Genomic DNA, 17726 nt, shown 5'->3' on the forward strand with positions numbered 1-17726 from the left:
GTCTCCCGTTTCGCTGGCGATGGCCAGATCCAGTGCCTTTCCCTCGAAGTAGCGATCAGCGCCATGCGAGGAAGCTGACGAGCATCCAGCCAGTGGTGCAAGAAGGGCGAAGGTCAGCAGGCAGGTGAGCGTGATGCGCATTGGCTTGGGATCCTTCCTTTTAAGCGTGCCGCTGGGTCACAGCAGCGGGATATCTTCTTCCTTGCTGGGGAAGTTGAAGGCTTCGCGCTTCCTGCGGATGTGCTCGGGCATGGGCGGCCTGGGGATGTTGCGTGCCATCAGCCATTGCTGACATTTTTTCTGCCAGGGCAGCAGGTCCGGCGAGGTGATTTCCCAGTAGATGGCTTCGACCATCAGTTGTCGCTGTGACTCGACGGGATCGGTGAACAGCCCTGCCTTGATGGTGGGGTCCGCCCCGTGTTCCAGCAGCCAGTAGGCGTGCTTGAATCCGCCACGCTTGGTGTACCAGCTGAGCACGGTGTCATCCCGGTACCTGTTCGCCAGGTTCACATCGGCGCCGCCCTCGACCAGGCGTTGGACGTTCTGCCATTGATTGCCGCTGATGAAAGCCTGGAAGAGGAGCGTTTCGTTGTTGCTATTGCGGGTGTTTGGATCTCCACCGTGGTCCAGAAGAAGACTCAAGTAGCGTGGATCTTCCATCTTGGCTGCGTAGACCATGGCGTTGTTCTGACGGTGCATCCTTGTCTGCAGTTGCTTGGTCTGGCGTGCGTTTGGATTGGCGCCGTTTTCGAGCATGGCGCGCAGCCCCTCTACACTCTCTGCGCGCAGCGGCCAGGCGAGCAGGGGTATCCCGTCGCGTTTGGAAAACTCGACGTCTGGATTGACGCCCTCCTCCTTCATCAACCGACGAATTTCCTTGGCGTGGCCGGTCTCGCTGGCGATGGCCAGCTCAAGCGCCTTTTCCTCGAAGTAGCGGGCAGCGCCGTGCGAGGATGTTGGCTTGCATCCAACAAGTGGACCAGGCAACGCCAGGGCAAAGAGGAAGACGAGTGTGCCGCGCATTGGGGTGGAGTCCTTTCTTGACAGCGTTCGGCTGGGTCACAACAGCGGGACGTCTTCTTCCTTGCTGGGGAAGTTGAAGGCCTCGCGCTTCGCGCGGATGCCGCTGGGCATCGGGGGGCGGGAGACCCCGTGCGCGATCAGCCATTGCTGGCACTTCTTCTGCCAAGGCAGGTGATCGGGTGAGGTGATCTCCCAGTAGATATCTTCGGCTATTGTCATACGGGTCGGTTTTCCGGACACCTCGGGCGGAACGTACATCAGCGTGGGATCGGCTCCATGTTCAAGCAGCCAGTAGGCCTGCTTGAACCCCCCGCGACCGGTGTACCAGCTCAGTACGGTATCCGCACTGCCTCGATTCGACTCGTTCACGTTGGCTCCCTTCTCTACCAGCAACTGGACGTTCTGCCATTGATTGCCGCTGATGAAGGCCTGGAAGAGCAGGGTTTCGTTGTCAGCATTGCGGGTATTGGGGTCTCCGCCGTGGTCCAGAAGAAGACCCAAGTAGCGGGAATCTTCCATCTGGGCCGCATACACCATGGCGTTGTCATCGCGGTATGTCTTTCCACGTAGCGGCCTGACTTGCCGCGCATTTGGATCGGCACCGTTATCGAGCATCGCACGCAGTCCCTCCAGGCTCTGCGCGCGCAGAGGCCACGCGAGGAGGGGAATGCCGCCGCGCTTGGAGAACTCGATGTCGGGATTGACGCCCTCGTCCTTGATGAGGCGGCGTATCTCCTTGGCGTCCCCGGTCTCGCTAGCGATGGCCAGCTCAAGCGCCTTTCCCTCGAAGTACCGATCGGCTCCATGGGAAGATGAACGCGCACACCCTGCCGCAAGGAAAAGTGCGACGCATATCGCAAATATGCCCGCGTGATTAGGAGTTATCCGACGTTTTTCGCGCACGATTATCCTTAATGTACGAGCTTGCGGACGACATTAGCAGGGTCCGCCATCAGCCTGTAAGTGCCCCTGATGTTGGGATTGTTGAAGCGCAAAGGAGTTGCCATGAGTGAAGCAGATACAGAAGCAAAGATTAGGGTCCTGCATGAGCAGAACAAGTTGGTTGAGCAACTGCGTAGGGGCGGACATCACGCTGAAGCACTCATGTTGCAGGAAACTTACCACTCACGGGAAGTCGCTGGGCTTGCCGCAGATGTGTACCGTGCTGCTGCGGGTGAGGGGGGCTGTCCCCCCGGTTGGACCCGCGCCAGCGAGGATCCGGCGAGCCTTAGAAGGGCAGGCGTCAGCCTTAGTGATGAAGAAATTCTCTTGGCGTTGCGTCCAACTCGATCTGGATTCCGAGCAGAGATTTACCTTCCGGATCCCCAAATCCTTGGAGAAGGGGCTAAGCCGGTTCTAGTGTTTAAAGGGTCGACGGGCATAATTGTTGATCCCAACGCGCCGCTCGGTCGCCGCGAGTCCGGTGGGGAAGATTTCCTCAACAACGGGCAGCAGGGTTCTGGCAATCGGAGTGACTACTACGATCGCAGCATGGATTTATCCATGCTGTTGAAGCGAAGTCTCGGCGACAGGTTCGAGATTGCTGGCCACTCTTTGGGTGGTGGCTTGAGTTCCGCCGGTTCGGCTGTTAGTGGCGCGCGTGCAACTACTCTTAACGCGGCGGGCTTGCACGCGGAGACTGCCGCGCGCTACGGCAGGGAGAACGGACTACCGCTATTCAATACACAGAGCACGGTGAGCACTTACCAAGTCACAGGCGAGGTGCTCAACGACGTGCAGAACGGATGGCAGCGGTTGAACGATCAGCAGCGCCGCGACTTTGGCGTGGTGGTCAACGAGACCAGCATGCTGTTGCGAGAGCCCTTGATGAAGGAGATCGTCAAGGAAAAGCTGGAGGCTTCACTCCCCGCCGGTGCCCAGACGGCCGCCGCGCAGTTCATCGATCGGTTGGCCACACCTGAGGGGGCCAAAGCCCTGCGTAGCGTGCCCGTGGCGGCTGGCAAGATGTAGATTCTGCTGGACCCCAAGGCCCTGGATGCGGAGGGAAATGTTGTCGACCGCAGACGGGTGGAGTCGCCGAGCCAGGTGGCCGAGCTTGCCGGTCCGTTGTCCCATGTCCTTGTGGATGCCGCGCGTGCGATGCGTAGCGGGCGACAGCTGGGCGAGCACGTTGAGCGCGTGGGTGCCGGTGTGGCCGCGTCGATGGAGCGCAGCGGCGTCATGGCAGTGCAGGCCGGGCGCGTGCAGAGCGTGCTGGCGGGCAACGCGGTGGACATGGGGTCCCAGAGCATGCGGGTGGGCGTGCAGGGCGCGGCTACCGTGATTGCGAAGGGGCAGGAGCTGAAGGCACTGGTGGAAAGCACGGCCCATCGCGTCGACGGCTACCTGGCCGGGAAGTACGCCGGAGCACTCTCCAGAGGGGCCGAACTGGTCGGGCTGGACGCGGCGGCGAAGCACCTGCGGCACGGGGCCGATCAGTTCGCTGCGTCCCAGGATGCGAAGGCTGACCAGGTGATGCAGCGCGGAGCGGCACAGGCGGAGGAAACCCGCGCGGCGGGCAGTCGTGGTGCCGAGGTGATCAGGCGGACGGGCGAGGCGGCGTCAGAGGCAATGAGCGACGCGTCGGCCAGACCAGCGGCGTTCGTGGAACAGGGCTACCACTGGGGGAGTCAGAAGGTCAGGGGCATTACGGAGGATGCACCTGCGGTCATGGCAGGCACTGCCGGGCTGGTGGCAGCGACGGCCAGCGTGGCGGCGCGCCACTCGCCGACCTATGTCGCGCCGGAGAACGTAAAGAACCTGGAAGACACCGCGCAGTTCGCACGAAAGATCGGCAGATCCTTCAGCGAATCCATGGCGCGCCACGGCATGGACGAAACCGTCATCCCCAGCCTCGACGCCGAAATCGCCCGGCAGGAGGCCGCTGCACGCACGCTGCTCCGCGCTGACCAGGGCAGGCTGCAGGAAGGCGATACGCCCGAGCCGCCGCCGCTCAACGCGCCGGCGGTCGGCATCAACCACCCGGCCAATGCCGACTTCCACCTGTTCAAGGCGGCGCAGGCCGGTGTGCATGGGATCGACGCCAGCGTCGGGCATACGCCGGATATCTACAGCGACCAGCTGGCCGGCGCGCTGGCGGCCAAGGCCAAGCAGGAGGGGCTGCAGTCGATCGCACAGGTGGTGCTGAGCAAGGACCAGCGCCTCGCCGCGGCGGTGGACACCCTGGACCTGGCCGCGCCGGACCGGCATGCGGCCTATGTCGATGTGGTTGGCGGCCGCCAGCAGCCTCTGGCCGTGAGCACCGAGCAGGCCGCCGAGGTGGATCGGCAACGCGCGCAGGCAGCCAATGGACCGCAGATGGGGGCCGAGCAGCGGCCCGACGGCCGCGCCATGGGCTGAGCGCGGGCCCGCCGCGCCGGGCCGGGCGGGGTTTCCCCACGCGGGTCAGTGCGGTACAGTCAGCGGGTGTCCATTCTGACGACCCCGCATACCCTTTCTTCCGCTCGCCGCTGGTGGCGATGGTGGCCTGTTGCCGTCGTCCGTCCCGCCACCGCCGTTTCCCGGAAGGAAAGTCGTCTTGATCACGTTCGAGCAGTTCCAGCAGCAGGCCGCTGAAGGCCACACCCGCATCCCCGTCGTCCGCGAAGTGCTGTCCGACCTGGACACGCCGCTTTCGGTCTATCTGAAGCTCGCCGACGGCCCACATACCTATCTGTTTGAATCGGTCGAGGGCGGTGAACGCTTCGGGCGCTATTCCATCATCGGCCTGCCGGCGCGCCGGGTGTATGCCTTCCACGGCCATACGCTGACCGTCAGCGAGTCCGGCCAGGTGGTGGAGACCCGTGACGTGGCCGACCCGTTCGCCGAGGTCGAGGCGCTGCGCAGCGCCCACTCGGTGCCCAAGCTGGCCGGTCTGCCCGGCTTTACCGGCGGCCTGGTGGGCTGGTTCGGGTTCGAGTGCATCGGCTACATCGAGCCGCGCCTGGCGCCGCCGCGTGGCCGCGACGAGCTGGGCACGCCGGACATCCTGCTGCTGCACTCCGAAGAACTGGCGGTGTTCGACAACCTCAAGGGCCGCCTGTACCTGATCGTGCACGCCGACCCCGGTGAAGCCGGGGCGTGGGACCAGGCCCAGGCCAAGCTGGACGCACTGGTGGCCAAGCTGCGGGCACCGGGTGCCGGCTACCCCGCGCCGATCACCCGCGACGTGCTGGACGAGAACGACTTCGTCTCCGGCTTCACCCGCGAGGGCTTCATCGCCGCGGTCGACAAGTCCAAGGAATACATCCGCGCCGGCGACATCTTCCAGGTGGTGCTGAGCCAGCGCCTGAGCGTGCCGTTCAAGGCGCGCCCGGTGGACGTGTACCGCGCCCTGCGCGCCCTGAACCCCTCGCCATACATGTATTTCCTGGATACCGGCGATGTGCAGGTGGTCGGCTCCTCGCCGGAAATCCTGGTGCGCCTGCAGGACGGGGAAGTCACCGTGCGCCCGATCGCCGGCACCCGCCCACGCGGGGCGACGGTGGAGGAGGACAACGCGCTGGAAGCCGAACTGCTGGCCGATCCCAAGGAGCGCGCCGAGCACCTGATGCTGATCGACCTCGGGCGCAATGACGCCGGTCGCGTGTCCAAGGCGGGCACGGTGGAAGTGGGCGAACAGTTCGTGATCGAACGCTACAGCCACGTCATGCACATCGTCAGCGAAGTGACCGGGCAACTGCAGCCCGGCCTGAGTTATGCCGACGTGCTGCGCGCGACGTTCCCGGCCGGCACCGTCAGCGGCGCGCCGAAGATCCGCGCGCTGGAAGTGATCCGCGAGCTGGAGCCGATCAAGCGCAACGTCTACGCCGGCAGCATCGGCTACATCGGCTGGCATGGCGATGCCGATACCGCGATCGCCATCCGCACCGCCGTCATCAAGGACGGCCGTCTGCACGTGCAGGCCGGTGCCGGCATCGTCTACGACTCCGATCCGGGCAAGGAATGGGACGAGACGATGAACAAGGGCCGCGCGTTGTTCCGTGCCGTCGCCCAGGCGGCCAAGGGCCTGTGAGTTTTCCTGCCGTGGCGCGTGCCACGGCGTTCGCTGCACCACCCAGACAAGGAATACCGCATGAAGCTGCTGAGCGCATTGCTGTTGTCGACCACGTTGGCCGCTGTCGCACCCGCGTGGGGCCAGGCCAATACCATCCCCTCGCAGCCGCACCTGCTGGTCAAGGGCAGCGCCACGCGCACGGTGATGCCGGACCGCTTCACGGTAAAGGTGGCGCTGGAATCGGTCGACATGCAGACCGAGACCGCCCGCGCCCGCGTGCAGGCCAACGCCGAACGCGTGCTGCAGTTGTTCGCCCAGCACGGCGCCATCGACGGCACCGTGCGCGCTGACAACCTGAGCATTGCCCCGTCCACGCGCTATCGCAACGATGAGGAAGTGTTCAACGGCACCGCCGCCCGGCGCGACCTGAAGGCCGAATTCCCCGACGCGCAGGCGCTGAAAGCCTTCCTCGGCGATCTGAAGGCCAGCCGCGAAGTGCAGGTCAGTACCGCTGAGCCCACGTATTCGGGTGAAAGCCGCCTGCGTGGCGAACTCAAGGCCGAGGCCGCCGCGCAAACGCGCGAATCGGCCAAGGGCCTGGCGGGCGCATACGGCACGAAGATCACCGGCCTGTACAGCATTTCCGACGTCGCACCGAACTTCGCTTATGGCGTGCAGGCCGGTACCTGGGGCACGCCCGGTCGGGATCGCTTCGGCGACGGCGGAGAAAGCGCAACGCTGGACAAGATGGTCGTGACCGGGACGCGCCGCGCGCCGTCGGCTGGCGAGCTGCTGACGGCTGCACCCATCACGTACACCGAAAACGTGTACGCCATTTTCCTCATCCAAGACGGACCCTGACCATGTTGTTGATGCTCGACAACTACGACAGCTTCACCTACAACCTCGTGCAGTACCTGCAGACGCTCGGCGCCGAGGTAAAAGTGGTGCGCAACGACGCCCTGAGCGTCGACGAGATCGCCGCGCTCGCCCCCGAGCGCATCGTGATCTCGCCCGGCCCGTGCACGCCCAACGAAGCGGGCGTGTCGCTGGAGCTGATCCGCCGGCTCGGCCCGAGCACGCCCATCCTCGGCGTGTGCCTGGGCCACCAGGGCATCGGCCAGGTCTACGGCGGTGATGTGATCCGCGCGGGCACCATCATGCACGGCAAGACCTCGGCGATCCGGCATGAAGGCAAGGGCGTCTTCGCCGGCCTGCCGGACCGCTACCAGGCCACGCGTTACCACTCGCTGGTGGTGGACAAGACCACGCTGCCGGCGTGCCTGGAAGTGACCGCCTGGACCGAAAACGCGGACGGCACCATCGAAGAAATCATGGGCCTTCGCCATCGCGAGTACCCGGTCGAAGGCGTGCAGTTCCATCCCGAATCGATCCTCACCGAGCACGGCCACGCCCTGCTGAAGAACTTCCTGCAGCGCTGATCGGCGCCGCACCCGCATCGCAAAGGACCCCCCGCATGACCTTCTCCCCCCAGGAAGCCCTGCAGCGCACCATCGAGCACCGCGAGATCTTCTTCGACGAAATGGTCGACCTGATGCGCCAGGTGATGCGCGGCGAGGTGTCGCCGGTGATGACCGCCGCGATCCTCACCGGCCTGCGGGTCAAGAAGGAAACCGTGGGCGAGATCGCCGGTGCGGCCACGGTGATGCGTGAGCTGGCGCTGGCGGTGCCGGTCGAGGACAAGGCCCACCTGGTCGACATCGTCGGCACCGGTGGCGATGGCTCGCATACCTTCAATATTTCCACCTGCGCGATGTTCGTGGTGGCCGCGGCGGGGGCCAAGGTAGCCAAGCATGGCAACCGCAGCGTGTCCTCCAAGTCCGGCAGCGCCGATGCGGTGGAGGCATTGGGGGCGGTCATCGACCTGCGCCCGGAACAGGTGGCGCGGGCGATCACCGAGACCGGGATCGGCTTCATGTTCGCGCCGATGCATCACCCGGCGATGAAGGTGGTCGCTCCGGTCCGCCGCGAGATGGGCGTGCGCACCATCTTCAACATCCTCGGCCCGCTGACCAACCCGGTGGGCGCCACCAACGTGCTGATGGGCGTGTTCCACCCGGACCTGGTCGGCATCCAGGCGCGCGTGCTGCGCGAACTGGGCGCCGAGCGCGCGCTGGTGGTGTGGGGGCGCGACAACATGGACGAGATCTCGCTCGGCGCCGGCACCCTGGTGGGCGAGCTGCGCGACGGCAAGGTGCGCGAGTACGAAATCCATCCGGAGGACTTCGGGATCGCCATGTCGGCCAGTCGCAACCTCAAGGTGGCCAACCCCGAGGAATCCATCGCGATGCTGCGTGGGGTGCTCGACAACCAGCCCGGCCCGGCGCTGGACATCGTGGCCCTCAACGCCGGCGCGGCGCTGTACGTGGCCGGCGTGGCCGACAGCATCGCCGATGGCCTGGCCCGCGCCCGCGCGGCCATTGCCGACGGCGGCGCGCGCGCGCGCATGGCGCAGTACGTGGCCGCCACCCAGCGCATCGCCGCCGGCAGCTGAGCCGGCGATTTCACGCTTCACCCGCGGCTGGCCGATAATGGCCGGCCTGAAGGACCCGACCGACATGAGCGACATCCTCGACACCATCCTGGCCCGCAAGGCCGAAGAAGTCGCCGCCCGGCGCGCCGACGTGCCGCTGCAGGTCCTGATCGACCGCCTCGTGCAGGCGCCTCCGGTGCGGGGCTTTGCCGATGCGCTGCGCGCCTCGATCGCGGCCGGCAACCCGGCGGTGATCGCCGAGGTGAAGAAGGCCAGCCCGTCCAAGGGCGTGATCCGTGCCGACTTCCACCCGGCCGACATCGCGGTGAGCTACGAATTCGGCGGCGCCAGCTGCCTGTCGGTGCTGACCGACATCGATTTCTTCCAAGGCAGCGACGCCTACCTGCAGCAGGCCCGCGACGCGTGCACGCTGCCGGTGCTGCGCAAGGACTTCGTGATCGATCCCTACCAGGTGTATGAAGCGCGCGTGCTCGGCGCCGACTGCATCCTGCTGATCGTGGCCGCACTCAGCGACCGCCAGCTGGCCGAGCTGTCCGACCTGGCCATGCAGCTGGGCATGGACGTGCTGGTGGAAGTGCACGACATCGACGAGCTCGAGCGCGCCATCCAGGTGCCGGTGCCGCTGATCGGCATCAACAACCGCAACCTGCGCACCTTCGAGGTGTCGCTGCAGACCACCCTGGACATGCGCCAGGCCGTGCCCCGCGACCGCCTGCTGGTGACCGAAAGCGGCATCGTCGATGCGGACGACGTCACCCGGATGCGCAGCGCCGGCGTGCACGCCTTCCTGGTCGGGGAGGCTTTCATGCGCGTGGAGGAGCCCGGCGAGGGCCTGCGTCAGCTATTCTTCAGCGCATGACTGCGATCTACCCAACGCCGCGCGACGACGCCCCGCTGGTGGTCTTCGATTTCGATCACACGCTTTATGACGGCGACTCGGGCAGCCATCTGTTCGCCTGGCTGATCAAGCGCAACCCGTTGCGCCTGCTCGCCGCGCTGCTGGCCACCCCGGTCCTCGGGCCGCTGGTGGCGTTGCTGCCCACCCGCCGCCGCGGTATCTCCGGCTATGTGTGGATCGCCACCTTCGGCCTGCACCGCGCGCGTGACCTCAACAAGGCCATCGACCGCTACGTGCTCACCCACGAGGCCGACATCCGCCGCCGGCTGCTGCCGGTGGCGCTGGACGTGTTCGCCCAGCACCGGGCGCAGGGCGACCGCGTGGTGGTCGCCACCGGGGCGCCGCCGGAGCTGGCCCGGGCGATCCTCACCTTCGTGGCCCACCAGGGCGTGCCGGTGATCGGTACCGAGGTCGGCCCGTTCCTGGGCGCGGTGATCGCCACCCGGCACTGCCACAACGAAGAGAAGATGCGCATGCTGCGCGAGCGCGGTTACGGCGAGATCGCCATCGCCTATTCCGACAGCAGCGCCGACCTGCCGCTGCTGCTGGCCGCCAAGGCGCCGGTGGTGGTCAATCCGAAGGCTTCGCGGGTGGCCCACTTCCGCCAGGTGCTGCCCCCGGGCACGCCGGTGCTCAACTGGGGTTGCCTCGATCGGGCCGGCGATCCGGTCTGAGCGACGCGATCGATGATGCGTCTCGCGTCGTCCCGCCGGGATGACGCAACCGGCTCAGGCCGCGCGCCACTGCACCAGCGCATGGCCGATCTGGAACAGGCTGATCGCCAGCACCAGGACGCCCACGGCCACCAGGACCCAGCGCTCCTTGACCCGCTTGACCAGCAGCGCGGCGACCGGCGCGGCCATCATGCCGCCGATCATCAGCCCGGCCACGATGTTCAGGTACTGCAGGCCCATCGACAGCAGGAAGGTGATCGACACGGCCAGGGTGACCACGAACTCGGCCGCGTTGACCGTGCCGATGGTGGTGCGGGCCTGGCCGCCGCGGGCGAGCAGGGTGGAGGTGGCCACCGGGCCCCAGCCGCCGCCACCGCTGGCATCCAGCAGCCCGGCCACGAACCCCAGCACCGGCACCCGCTTCACTTCCTGGGCCGGCATCAGCCGCCCGGCCGCGCGCAGCAGGATGAAGATCGCCAGCACCAGCAGGTAGCAATAGATGAAGGGGCGAATGACGTCCCCGGGCAGCTGGGTCAGCACGTAGGCGCCCACGACGCCGCCCACCGCACCGGGCAGGGCCAGGCGCAGGAACAGGCGGCGGTCGACATTGCCGGCCACCAGGTGGGAGACGCCCGAGGCGCCGGTGGTGAACACCTCGGCGGTGTGGATGCTGGCGCTCACCGCTGCCGGCGGCAGGCCCATGCTGAGCAGGACCGAGGACGATACCAGCCCAAAGGCCATGCCCAGCGCGCCATCGACCAGCTGCGCGCCCAGGCCGATCAGGATGAACCAATAGAATTCGCTGCCCAGTTCCATGGCAACAGCCTAGCGGCAAATGGGTGAAATGGCGGCCTGGGTGGTGCTGGCGGCTGGCTGGCGGCTGGCGGCATTGGCCCGGTGGCATGCCGGGCGGGACCCTGGAAGCCGACCAATGGCCGGCCCTACGGATCAGCGGGTGCCGTACAGGACCACGGTCTTGCCGCGGGCGTGAAGGAGCCCGTCGGTCTGCAGCTTCTTCAGCACGCGGCCGGCCATTTCCCGCGAGCAGCCGACCAGCCGGGCCAGTTCCTGGCGCGAGACGCGCAGCTGGGTGCCCTGCGGGTGGCTCATGGCCTCCGGCTCGCGGGACAGGTCGTGAAGGGTGCGCACGATACGATCGGTGACGTCCAGGAAGGCCAGGCGGCTGGCTTTCCTGCTGGTGTCCAGCAACCGCTTGGAGATCTGCTGACCCAGCGCGTACAGCAGGCGCGGGGCATCGGCCGACAGCGGGCCGAGGAACAGCTGGTGGAGGCGCTCGTAGCTGATCTCGGCCAGCTCGCACGGGGTGCGGGTGCGCAGGATCACCTCACGGCGGTCGGATTCGACGAACAGCCCCATTTCGCCGACGAATTCACCTGAACCGAAGTAGCCGAGGACCAGCTCGCGGTCGTCCTCTTCCTCAGCAATTATAGAGACCGAGCCACTGATCACGTAATAAAGGGTGCCGGCGGGATCCCCGGGGCGGAACACATCGGTGCGCGCGGGGTAGCGGCGGCGATGGCTGTGGGCCAGGAAACGGTCGATGGTGGCGATATCCAGGGCCAGTGGACTTGTGGCAAGGCGCACAGTTGACACGTTTGAGGCGCTCCCTTTGCTCATGAACAATTCACGGCTATGTCCCGCGAGCTTAACGATCCGGTTTGTGAAGGGCAAACACAGCACACCTATTCCTTTCGATGCAAGTTTCGCCCCCGATCACTTTGCCCCATAATTGCGCCTTTCCCACCACACACAGGATCGACCGCCGTGGTCAAGCCGTTGCCTCGCCTGAGGTTGCAGGGTTTCAACAACCTCACCAAGGCGCTGAGCTTCAACATCTATGACGTGTGTTACGCGCGCACCGAAGAGGAGCGTCAGCGCTACATCGAATACATTGATGAAGAGTACAACGCCGATAGGCTTACTCAGATCTTGACCGATGTCGCCGAGATCATCGGCGCCAACATCCTCAACGTGGCGCGCCAGGATTACGATCCGCAGGGTGCCTCGGTGACGATCCTGATCTCTGAAGAACCGGTGATCGACAAGAAGCAGGCCGGCAAGGAGCTCATCTCCGACGCCGTGGTCGCGCACATGGACAAGTCGCACATCACCGTGCACACCTATCCGGAAACGCACCCGCAGGAAGGCATCGCCACCTTCCGCGCCGACATCGACGTGGCTACCTGCGGCGTCATTTCGCCGCTGAAAGCGCTGAACTACCTGATCGAGAGTCTGGAATCGGACATCGTGATCATGGACTACCGCGTGCGTGGCTTCACCCGTGACGTGAAGGGCAAGAAGCACTACATCGATCACAAGATCAACTCGATCCAGAACTTCCTGGCCAAGAACATCAAGTCGCGTTACGAGATGTTCGACGTCAACGTCTATCAGGAAAATATCTTCCACACGAAGATGCACCTGAAGGACTTCGACCTGGACCAGTACCTGTTCGAAGAGAAGGCCAAGAACCTGTCGTTCAAGGAACGCATGAAGATCGAGGCGCTGCTGCGTCGTGAGATCGAAGAGCTGTTCCACGGGCGCAACCTGGCCGAGTAATGCGGTGACGACAGCCGCCCCGGGCAACCGGTGGCGGTGCTGCGCAGGACGGAAGCGTCCTGCCTGTGGAACCTGCGGTTTGCGCAATTGACGGTTCCACGGACGCAGATCAACAACGGCTCGGTGTGAAGACACCGGGCCGTTGTCGTGTTCACGTTCCGGGTCCGGAGGCGGCCCGCCGGGCCAGCCAGCCGCGCTTACACGCGGTAGGCGATGCCCTTCATCACCGCCGAGGCCAGTGCCATCACCGATGGGATCGGGAACGGCAGCTTGCGTGCGCCGGCATGCTCGGCGTGGTCGGCATGGCGGGCTTCGTCGATCTTCATCACCTTGAGGATCTCGCGGCTGCGCAGGTCGGCCGGGGGCAGGGTGCCCAGGTGTTCGTCCAGGTGGGCTTCGACCTGGCGCTCGGTTTCGACCACGAACCCGAGGTTCCAGCCGTCGCCGCGCAGGCCGGCCAGGGTGCCGATGGTGTAGCTGCCGGCATACCAGAGGGGGTTGAACAGGCTCGGGCGGCTGTCCAGCTCGCCCAGGCGCTGGGCGCACCACGCCAGGTGGTCGGTCTCTTCCTGGGCCGCCTCCAGCAGGTGGGCACGGGTCGCCGCTTCCCGGGCGACCGCGGCCTGGCCGAAATACAGGCCCTGGGCGCAGACCTCGCCGACGTGGTTGATCCGCATCAGCCCGGCCGCGTGGCGGCGCTCCGCACGGCCCATCTGCACGTCCGGGGTGGCCTCGGCGGGGTAGGGGCGGCTGGCCGGCGGGTTGCCGAACACCGTGTCCAGGGCGCGCTGGGCTTCGGTCAGCAGGTGATCGAGCGGGGTGATCTGGCGGGTCGCGGTCATGGGGGCGGCGGCGTACGGCGGGGGATCGTCGATTCTCGCCCCCTGGCGCCGGTGTGCCAAGCCATGGCAGCGGGCGACTTGCATGTGGGTGGCATGGCCAGTACAATCCCGCCTCTTCACAACGCGTGGCAGAGTTCCGGCCGTTCAGCGCCGCAATGAGCCCGACCTACTTGAGTTCTTTCATGAGCACTTTCACTGCAAAGTCCGAGACCGTCCAGCGCGACTGGTATCTCGTCGACGCTTCCGGCAAGACGCTGGGCCGTCTGTCCACCGAGCTGGCCCGCCGTCTGCGCGGCAAGCACAAGCCGGTCTACACCCCCCACGTTGATACCGGTGATTACCTGGTTGTCATCAATGCAGAAAAGATTGCCGTCACCGGCAACAAGCTGCAGGACAAGCTGTACCACCGCTTCACTGGCTACATCGGCAACCTGAAGACCGAAACTCTGGCCCAGGCGCTTGAGCGCCACCCGGAGCGCGTCATCGAGACCGCCGTCAAGGGCATGCTGCCGAAGGGCCCGCTGGGCCGCGCCATGTACCGCAAGCTCAAGGTGTACTCGGGTTCCGAGCACCCGCACGCCGCTCAGCAGCCTCAGGTTCTGGATATCTAATCATGGCTATCACGCAAAACTACGGCACCGGCCGCCGCAAGTCCTCCACCGCCCGCGTGTTCCTGCGCAAGGGCGCCGGCAACATCACCGTCAATGGCCGTCCGCTGGACGAGTTCTTTGGCCGTGAGACTGCACGCATGATCGTGCGTCAGCCGCTGGAACTGACCAAGAACACCGAAAGCTTCGACATCATGGTCACCGCCGCTGGCGGTGGTACCACCGGTCAGGCCGGTGCGATCCGCCTGGGCATCGCCCGCGCGCTGGTCGAGTACGACGAAACCCTGAAGTCCGAGCTGCGCAAGGCTGGCTTCATGACCCGTGACGCCCGTGAAGTCGAGCGTAAGAAGGTCGGCCTGCACAAGGCACGTCGCGCCACCCAGTTCTCCAAGCGCTGATCCATCGCGCCTGGCGTGGGATCCCTCGGGGTCCCGCTGGGAGGACAGCAAAAGCCCGGCCTCGGCCGGGCTTTTGTCGTTTGTGGGCAGGGCCCAAGGCGGGGCGCATGGGTAGAGCCGAGCCATGCTCGGCTGCACGGCGCGCGCAGAAAGGTAGAGCCGAGCCACGCTCGGCTGCACGGCACGCGCAGACAGGTAGGGCCGAGCCATGCTCGGCTGCACGGCCCGCGCAGAAAGGTAGAGCCGAGCCATGCTCGGCTACACGGCAAGCGCAGACTGCATAGAGCCGAGCCATGCCCGGCTACACGGCACGCGCAGAAAGGTAGAGCCGAGCCACGCTCGGCTACACGGCAAGCGCAAGCTGCATAGAGCCGAGCCATGCCCGGCTGCACAGCACGCGCAGACAGGTAGAGCCGAGCCATGCTCGGCTGCACGGCCCGCGCAGAAAGGTAGAGCCGAGCCATGCTCGGCTACACGGCAAGCGCAGACTGCATAGAGCCGAGCCATGCCCGGCTACACGGCACGCGCAGAAAGGTAGAGCCGAGCCACGCTCGGCTGCGCCGCACGACACAGCGCAGCAGCCACGGCCGAAGCGTCTGCTCCCCGCATCAGTCCTGCCGGATCGACGCGGGTCAATAGCCGGTACACCCGACAAGTCCCGCTCCGCAGCCCGGCCAGCCGCTGGCGGCTGGGCGTTCGGGCGCTTGCGAGGCCGCGCCTCGCAGGCAAGGCGCCGTCACCCCTGCAAGCTCCGTCGCCGCACCTATGCGGCTCGGGGGTCCCGCCAACCCGCCCACGCCGACCCCCAACCGCTGGCGGGTGCGCAGGCGACGTGTGAGGCAGGACGGGTCCAGCACCTGGGAGCTGTGAATCAGTGCCGGCCGCTGGCCGGCAACCGCGTCACCATCCGCGAGCCGATGGCGTCGCCTTCGGTGGTCGTGACCGCGATTACGTTCGTTGATCACCGATCACCGATCACCGATCACCGACCGCATGGGCGTCATCGCCTGTCAATCGCGGCGCGTCCCCGCCGGCGATGGCAAACGCCATCGACCCACCCGCCGGCACCAACGGCACTCGGCGGCCCTCGCGCCCCATCACGCGACACACCCCTTGCAGTCCAAGGGCGCGTCCCGACGGGCGCGGGGATATGAGGCGGTGGATGACCCGGACCCCAGCCTGGCTACGCAAGGTCGGGGTGCTGGCCGCTAAGTCCCCAGCTCATCGCGCCAAATAAAACAAAAGGCCTGATCTTTCGATCAGGCCTTTTGTTTTATTTGGCTGCCCCGGATGGATTCGAACCACCGAATGCCTGAGTCAGAGTCAGGTGCCTTACCGCTTGGCGACGGGGCAATATATGCGTGCAAGTATTGCACTTTTTCCCTACAAAACCAAGCAGAACTTGGTGGCTATGGGTGGACTCGAACCACCGACCCCAGCATTATGAGTGCTGTGCTCTAACCGGCTGAGCTACATAGCCTAGGGAGCCGGTAATTCTGGAGATGTATCCGGGATCTGTCAACACTTTTTCATCGCGCTTGTGAGTGGCCTGCCGGCGTGTCACAGTCCCAACCAGTAGATTTTTCTAGGAGTCCGCATCGTGATCGATCCGGACGGCTATCGACCGAACGTCGGCATTGTGCTGATGCGGGAGGATGGGCAGGTGTTCTGGGCACGTCGTGTGCGCCGGGATGGCTGGCAGTTCCCGCAGGGCGGCATGAATACCGATGAGACGCCTGTCGAAGCCATGTATCGCGAGTTGCACGAAGAAACCGGGTTGTTGCCTGAGCACGTTGAAGTGCTCGGGGCCACGCCGGGTTGGCTTCGCTATCGGCTGCCGGCACGGGCCATCCGTCGCAATGAGAAGCAGGTCTGCATCGGCCAGAAGCAGGTCTGGTTCCTGCTGCGCCTGGCGGGCGACGAATCCCATGTGACGCTGGACCACACCGACAGCCCGGAGTTCGACCAGTGGCGCTGGGTGGATTTCTGGTACCCGGTCGAACACGTGGTCATGTTCAAGCGGGGCGTCTATGCACGCGCGCTGCGCCACTTGGCGCCGTTGGCGCGGGGCGTGGCGGGGGCCGGGGTGGAGTCGATGCCCAAGTCCGCCCAGGAGGCGTGGATGCCCGGCAACACGGCCGGGCACGATCGGCCGCGCAAACGCAGCACGCCGCCGCCCAAGCGGGGCTACTGGCCGAAGAAGGCCAAGGCCGAGCCGGGTACCCCCTGAGACGGCGCCACGACCCAGGTCGTGGCTCCGTCGGCCCGACCGGTCGACGGCCTGCCGCGTTCTCCGGGCCGCAAGGTGCGAGTGGCTGAACCGTATCGAGAATGATTCAGATACGAAATTGACAACCATTCTCGTTTCGATTGGAATAGCCGCAGGCCGATCCGGGCCTGTCTGCCGAGTCCGCACGTGTACGTCTGCATCTGCAACGGGGTTACCGACCACCAGATCCGCGAAGCCGCGCAAAGCGGTGTCGCCAGCGTGTCCGAACTGACCATGCGCACCGGCTGCGGCGCCACCTGCGGCTCCTGCCTGGACATGGCGGCCGACCTGTTGGCCAAGTTCAGCGCCACCCACGATCTGCCGCTGCCCGTGCTGGGCCTGGCCCAGGTCGCCTGAGGCACCGCACGCGCAGCTGCGCGTGATTCGCGTTCCCTCATCGTCCGGCTCGAAGCGCTACAGTGCGCGCGTTCACACGCAGCAGGAGCAGCTCATGAAGGGCGACGCCAAAGTCATCGAATTCCTCAACAAGGTCCTCTACAACGAGCTGACCGCGATCAACCAGTACTTCCTGCACGCCAAGATGCTGAAGAACTGGGGCCTGAAGGAACTGGCCGACCACGAGTACAAAGAGTCGATCGAAGAAATGAAGCATGCGGACATGCTGTCCGATCGCATCCTCTTCCTCGAAGGCCTGCCCAACTTCCAGGCGCTGGGCAAGCTGCGCATCGGCGAAAACCCCACCGAGATCCTGCAGTGCGATCTGGCGCTGGAGCGCGACGGTGTGGTCACCCTGCGCGACGCGGTGTCGTATGCCGACTCCGTGGGCGACTACGTGAGCCGCCAGCTGTTCGTGAAGATCCTGGATTCCGAAGAAGAGCACATCGATTGGCTGGAAACCCAGCTCGAGCTCATCGAACGCATCAGCGAGCCGAACTACCTGCTGACCAAGCTGGACGACTGAG

General features: G+C 65.6%; 19 protein-coding genes and 2 tRNA genes. 14 read left to right on the forward strand and 7 right to left on the reverse strand.

What is annotated here, in order from left to right:
• Positions 1–177: 177 nt before the first annotated feature.
• Both AC1DGC_RS16640 and AC1DGC_RS16645 read right to left on the reverse strand, forming a co-directional pair.
• Positions 178–1023, reverse strand: a complete 846-nt coding sequence (locus tag AC1DGC_RS16640) for an ankyrin repeat domain-containing protein (protein ID WP_478048382.1) — start codon at positions 1021–1023, stop codon at positions 178–180.
• Between the two features lie 36 nt (positions 1024–1059).
• On the reverse strand, positions 1060–1926 hold the full coding sequence (locus AC1DGC_RS16645; RefSeq protein ID WP_478048383.1) for an ankyrin repeat domain-containing protein: 867 nt from the start codon (positions 1924–1926) through the stop codon (positions 1060–1062).
• A gap of 102 nt (positions 1927–2028) precedes the next feature.
• Here AC1DGC_RS16645 and AC1DGC_RS16650 point away from each other — a divergent pair, with 102 nt between their 5' ends.
• The 8 genes from AC1DGC_RS16650 to AC1DGC_RS16685 all read left to right on the forward strand — a co-directional run bounded on the left by AC1DGC_RS16650 (position 2029) and on the right by AC1DGC_RS16685 (position 10106).
• Positions 2029–2994: a Tle-like phospholipase domain-containing protein gene (locus tag AC1DGC_RS16650; protein WP_478048384.1), complete on the forward strand. Its 966-nt coding sequence runs from the start codon at positions 2029–2031 to the stop codon at positions 2992–2994.
• A 75-nt stretch (positions 2995–3069) separates the two neighbouring features.
• Positions 3070–4383 carry an XVIPCD domain-containing protein gene (locus tag AC1DGC_RS16655; protein ID WP_478048385.1) on the forward strand — a complete coding sequence of 438 codons (1314 nt, stop codon included), beginning with the start codon at positions 3070–3072 and terminating at the stop codon, positions 4381–4383.
• Positions 4384–4561: 178 nt separating this feature from the next.
• Complete coding sequence (gene trpE, locus AC1DGC_RS16660) at positions 4562–6037, forward strand: anthranilate synthase component I (RefSeq protein WP_394164001.1); 1476 nt, start codon at positions 4562–4564, stop codon at positions 6035–6037.
• Positions 6038–6097: 60 nt separating this feature from the next.
• A complete protein-coding gene (locus AC1DGC_RS16665) occupies positions 6098–6880 on the forward strand; it encodes an SIMPL domain-containing protein (RefSeq protein ID WP_394164002.1) in 783 nt (260 codons plus the stop codon).
• 2 nt (positions 6881–6882) lie between these two features.
• Positions 6883–7461: an anthranilate synthase component II gene (locus tag AC1DGC_RS16670; protein WP_259208936.1), complete on the forward strand. Its 579-nt coding sequence runs from the start codon at positions 6883–6885 to the stop codon at positions 7459–7461.
• A gap of 35 nt (positions 7462–7496) precedes the next feature.
• Positions 7497–8534 carry an anthranilate phosphoribosyltransferase gene (trpD, locus tag AC1DGC_RS16675; RefSeq protein ID WP_259208938.1) on the forward strand — a complete coding sequence of 346 codons (1038 nt, stop codon included), beginning with the start codon at positions 7497–7499 and terminating at the stop codon, positions 8532–8534.
• A 64-nt stretch (positions 8535–8598) separates the two neighbouring features.
• Positions 8599–9393, forward strand: coding sequence for an indole-3-glycerol phosphate synthase TrpC (gene trpC / locus AC1DGC_RS16680; protein WP_394164003.1), 795 nt, complete (start codon positions 8599–8601; stop codon positions 9391–9393).
• Positions 9390–10106, forward strand: coding sequence for a haloacid dehalogenase-like hydrolase (locus AC1DGC_RS16685; RefSeq protein ID WP_259208942.1), 717 nt, complete (start codon positions 9390–9392; stop codon positions 10104–10106). The genes trpC and AC1DGC_RS16685 overlap by 4 nt, the downstream gene beginning before the upstream one ends.
• A 54-nt stretch (positions 10107–10160) precedes the next feature.
• Here the strand turns inward: AC1DGC_RS16685 and AC1DGC_RS16690 are convergent, their stop codons facing one another.
• Positions 10161–10922, reverse strand: coding sequence for a sulfite exporter TauE/SafE family protein (locus AC1DGC_RS16690; protein WP_394164004.1), 762 nt, complete (start codon positions 10920–10922; stop codon positions 10161–10163).
• A 132-nt stretch (positions 10923–11054) separates the two neighbouring features.
• On the reverse strand, positions 11055–11744 hold the full coding sequence (gene crp, locus AC1DGC_RS16695; RefSeq protein ID WP_256776562.1) for a cAMP-activated global transcriptional regulator CRP: 690 nt from the start codon (positions 11742–11744) through the stop codon (positions 11055–11057).
• A gap of 147 nt (positions 11745–11891) precedes the next feature.
• Between crp and speD the strand changes: the two genes are divergently transcribed.
• Positions 11892–12686, forward strand: coding sequence for an adenosylmethionine decarboxylase (gene speD, locus AC1DGC_RS16700; protein ID WP_019185315.1), 795 nt, complete (start codon positions 11892–11894; stop codon positions 12684–12686).
• A 197-nt stretch (positions 12687–12883) separates the two neighbouring features.
• On the opposite strand, the gene coq7 is transcribed toward speD, so the two are convergent.
• Positions 12884–13528 (reverse strand): 2-polyprenyl-3-methyl-6-methoxy-1,4-benzoquinone monooxygenase, encoded by a 645-nt coding sequence (gene coq7, locus AC1DGC_RS16705; protein ID WP_259208949.1) that lies wholly within the window; start codon positions 13526–13528, stop codon positions 12884–12886.
• Positions 13529–13710: 182 nt separating this feature from the next.
• On the opposite strand from coq7, the gene rplM reads away from it, so the two are divergent.
• On the forward strand, positions 13711–14139 hold the full coding sequence (rplM, locus tag AC1DGC_RS16710) for a 50S ribosomal protein L13 (RefSeq protein WP_017354548.1): 429 nt from the start codon (positions 13711–13713) through the stop codon (positions 14137–14139).
• Between the two features lie 2 nt (positions 14140–14141).
• Positions 14142–14534 (forward strand): 30S ribosomal protein S9, encoded by a 393-nt coding sequence (rpsI, locus tag AC1DGC_RS16715; RefSeq protein ID WP_017354549.1) that lies wholly within the window; start codon positions 14142–14144, stop codon positions 14532–14534.
• Between the two features lie 1278 nt (positions 14535–15812).
• On the opposite strand, the gene AC1DGC_RS16720 is transcribed toward rpsI, so the two are convergent.
• Positions 15813–15887 (reverse strand) — tRNA-Gln (locus tag AC1DGC_RS16720).
• Between the two features lie 50 nt (positions 15888–15937).
• Positions 15938–16014, reverse strand: a tRNA-Met gene (locus AC1DGC_RS16725).
• A gap of 120 nt (positions 16015–16134) precedes the next feature.
• Here AC1DGC_RS16725 and AC1DGC_RS16730 point away from each other — a divergent pair.
• The 3 genes from AC1DGC_RS16730 (at position 16135) to bfr (ending at position 17725) form a co-directional block, all read left to right on the forward strand.
• Positions 16135–16764, forward strand: coding sequence for an RNA pyrophosphohydrolase (locus AC1DGC_RS16730; RefSeq protein WP_259208952.1), 630 nt, complete (start codon positions 16135–16137; stop codon positions 16762–16764).
• A gap of 186 nt (positions 16765–16950) precedes the next feature.
• Positions 16951–17160 carry a (2Fe-2S)-binding protein gene (locus tag AC1DGC_RS16735; protein WP_038685797.1) on the forward strand — a complete coding sequence of 70 codons (210 nt, stop codon included), beginning with the start codon at positions 16951–16953 and terminating at the stop codon, positions 17158–17160.
• A 94-nt stretch (positions 17161–17254) separates the two neighbouring features.
• Positions 17255–17725, forward strand: coding sequence for a bacterioferritin (bfr, locus tag AC1DGC_RS16740; protein WP_259208955.1), 471 nt, complete (start codon positions 17255–17257; stop codon positions 17723–17725).
• Position 17726 lies beyond the last annotated feature (1 nt).

The organism is Stenotrophomonas sp. 05N37, from assembly GCF_056397365.1.

What these genes read in the sequence shown, in the direction of transcription:
- AC1DGC_RS16640 (WP_478048382.1), bottom strand. Translation starts at nt 1,023, where the DNA reads ATGCGCGGCACACTCGTCTTCCTCTTTGCCCTGGCGTTGCCTGGTCCA.
- AC1DGC_RS16650 (WP_478048384.1), top strand. Translation starts at nt 2,029, where the DNA reads ATGAGTGAAGCAGATACAGAAGCAAAGATTAGGGTCCTGCATGAGCAG.
- AC1DGC_RS16665 (WP_394164002.1), top strand. Translation starts at nt 6,098, where the DNA reads ATGAAGCTGCTGAGCGCATTGCTGTTGTCGACCACGTTGGCCGCTGTC.
- AC1DGC_RS16670 (WP_259208936.1), top strand. Translation starts at nt 6,883, where the DNA reads ATGTTGTTGATGCTCGACAACTACGACAGCTTCACCTACAACCTCGTG.
- trpD (WP_259208938.1), top strand. Translation starts at nt 7,497, where the DNA reads ATGACCTTCTCCCCCCAGGAAGCCCTGCAGCGCACCATCGAGCACCGC.
- trpC (WP_394164003.1), top strand. Translation starts at nt 8,599, where the DNA reads ATGAGCGACATCCTCGACACCATCCTGGCCCGCAAGGCCGAAGAAGTC.
- AC1DGC_RS16685 (WP_259208942.1), top strand. Translation starts at nt 9,390, where the DNA reads ATGACTGCGATCTACCCAACGCCGCGCGACGACGCCCCGCTGGTGGTC.
- AC1DGC_RS16690 (WP_394164004.1), bottom strand. Translation starts at nt 10,922, where the DNA reads ATGGAACTGGGCAGCGAATTCTATTGGTTCATCCTGATCGGCCTGGGC.
- crp (WP_256776562.1), bottom strand. Translation starts at nt 11,744, where the DNA reads ATGAGCAAAGGGAGCGCCTCAAACGTGTCAACTGTGCGCCTTGCCACA.
- coq7 (WP_259208949.1), bottom strand. Translation starts at nt 13,528, where the DNA reads ATGACCGCGACCCGCCAGATCACCCCGCTCGATCACCTGCTGACCGAA.
- rplM (WP_017354548.1), top strand. Translation starts at nt 13,711, where the DNA reads ATGAGCACTTTCACTGCAAAGTCCGAGACCGTCCAGCGCGACTGGTAT.
- rpsI (WP_017354549.1), top strand. Translation starts at nt 14,142, where the DNA reads ATGGCTATCACGCAAAACTACGGCACCGGCCGCCGCAAGTCCTCCACC.
- bfr (WP_259208955.1), top strand. Translation starts at nt 17,255, where the DNA reads ATGAAGGGCGACGCCAAAGTCATCGAATTCCTCAACAAGGTCCTCTAC.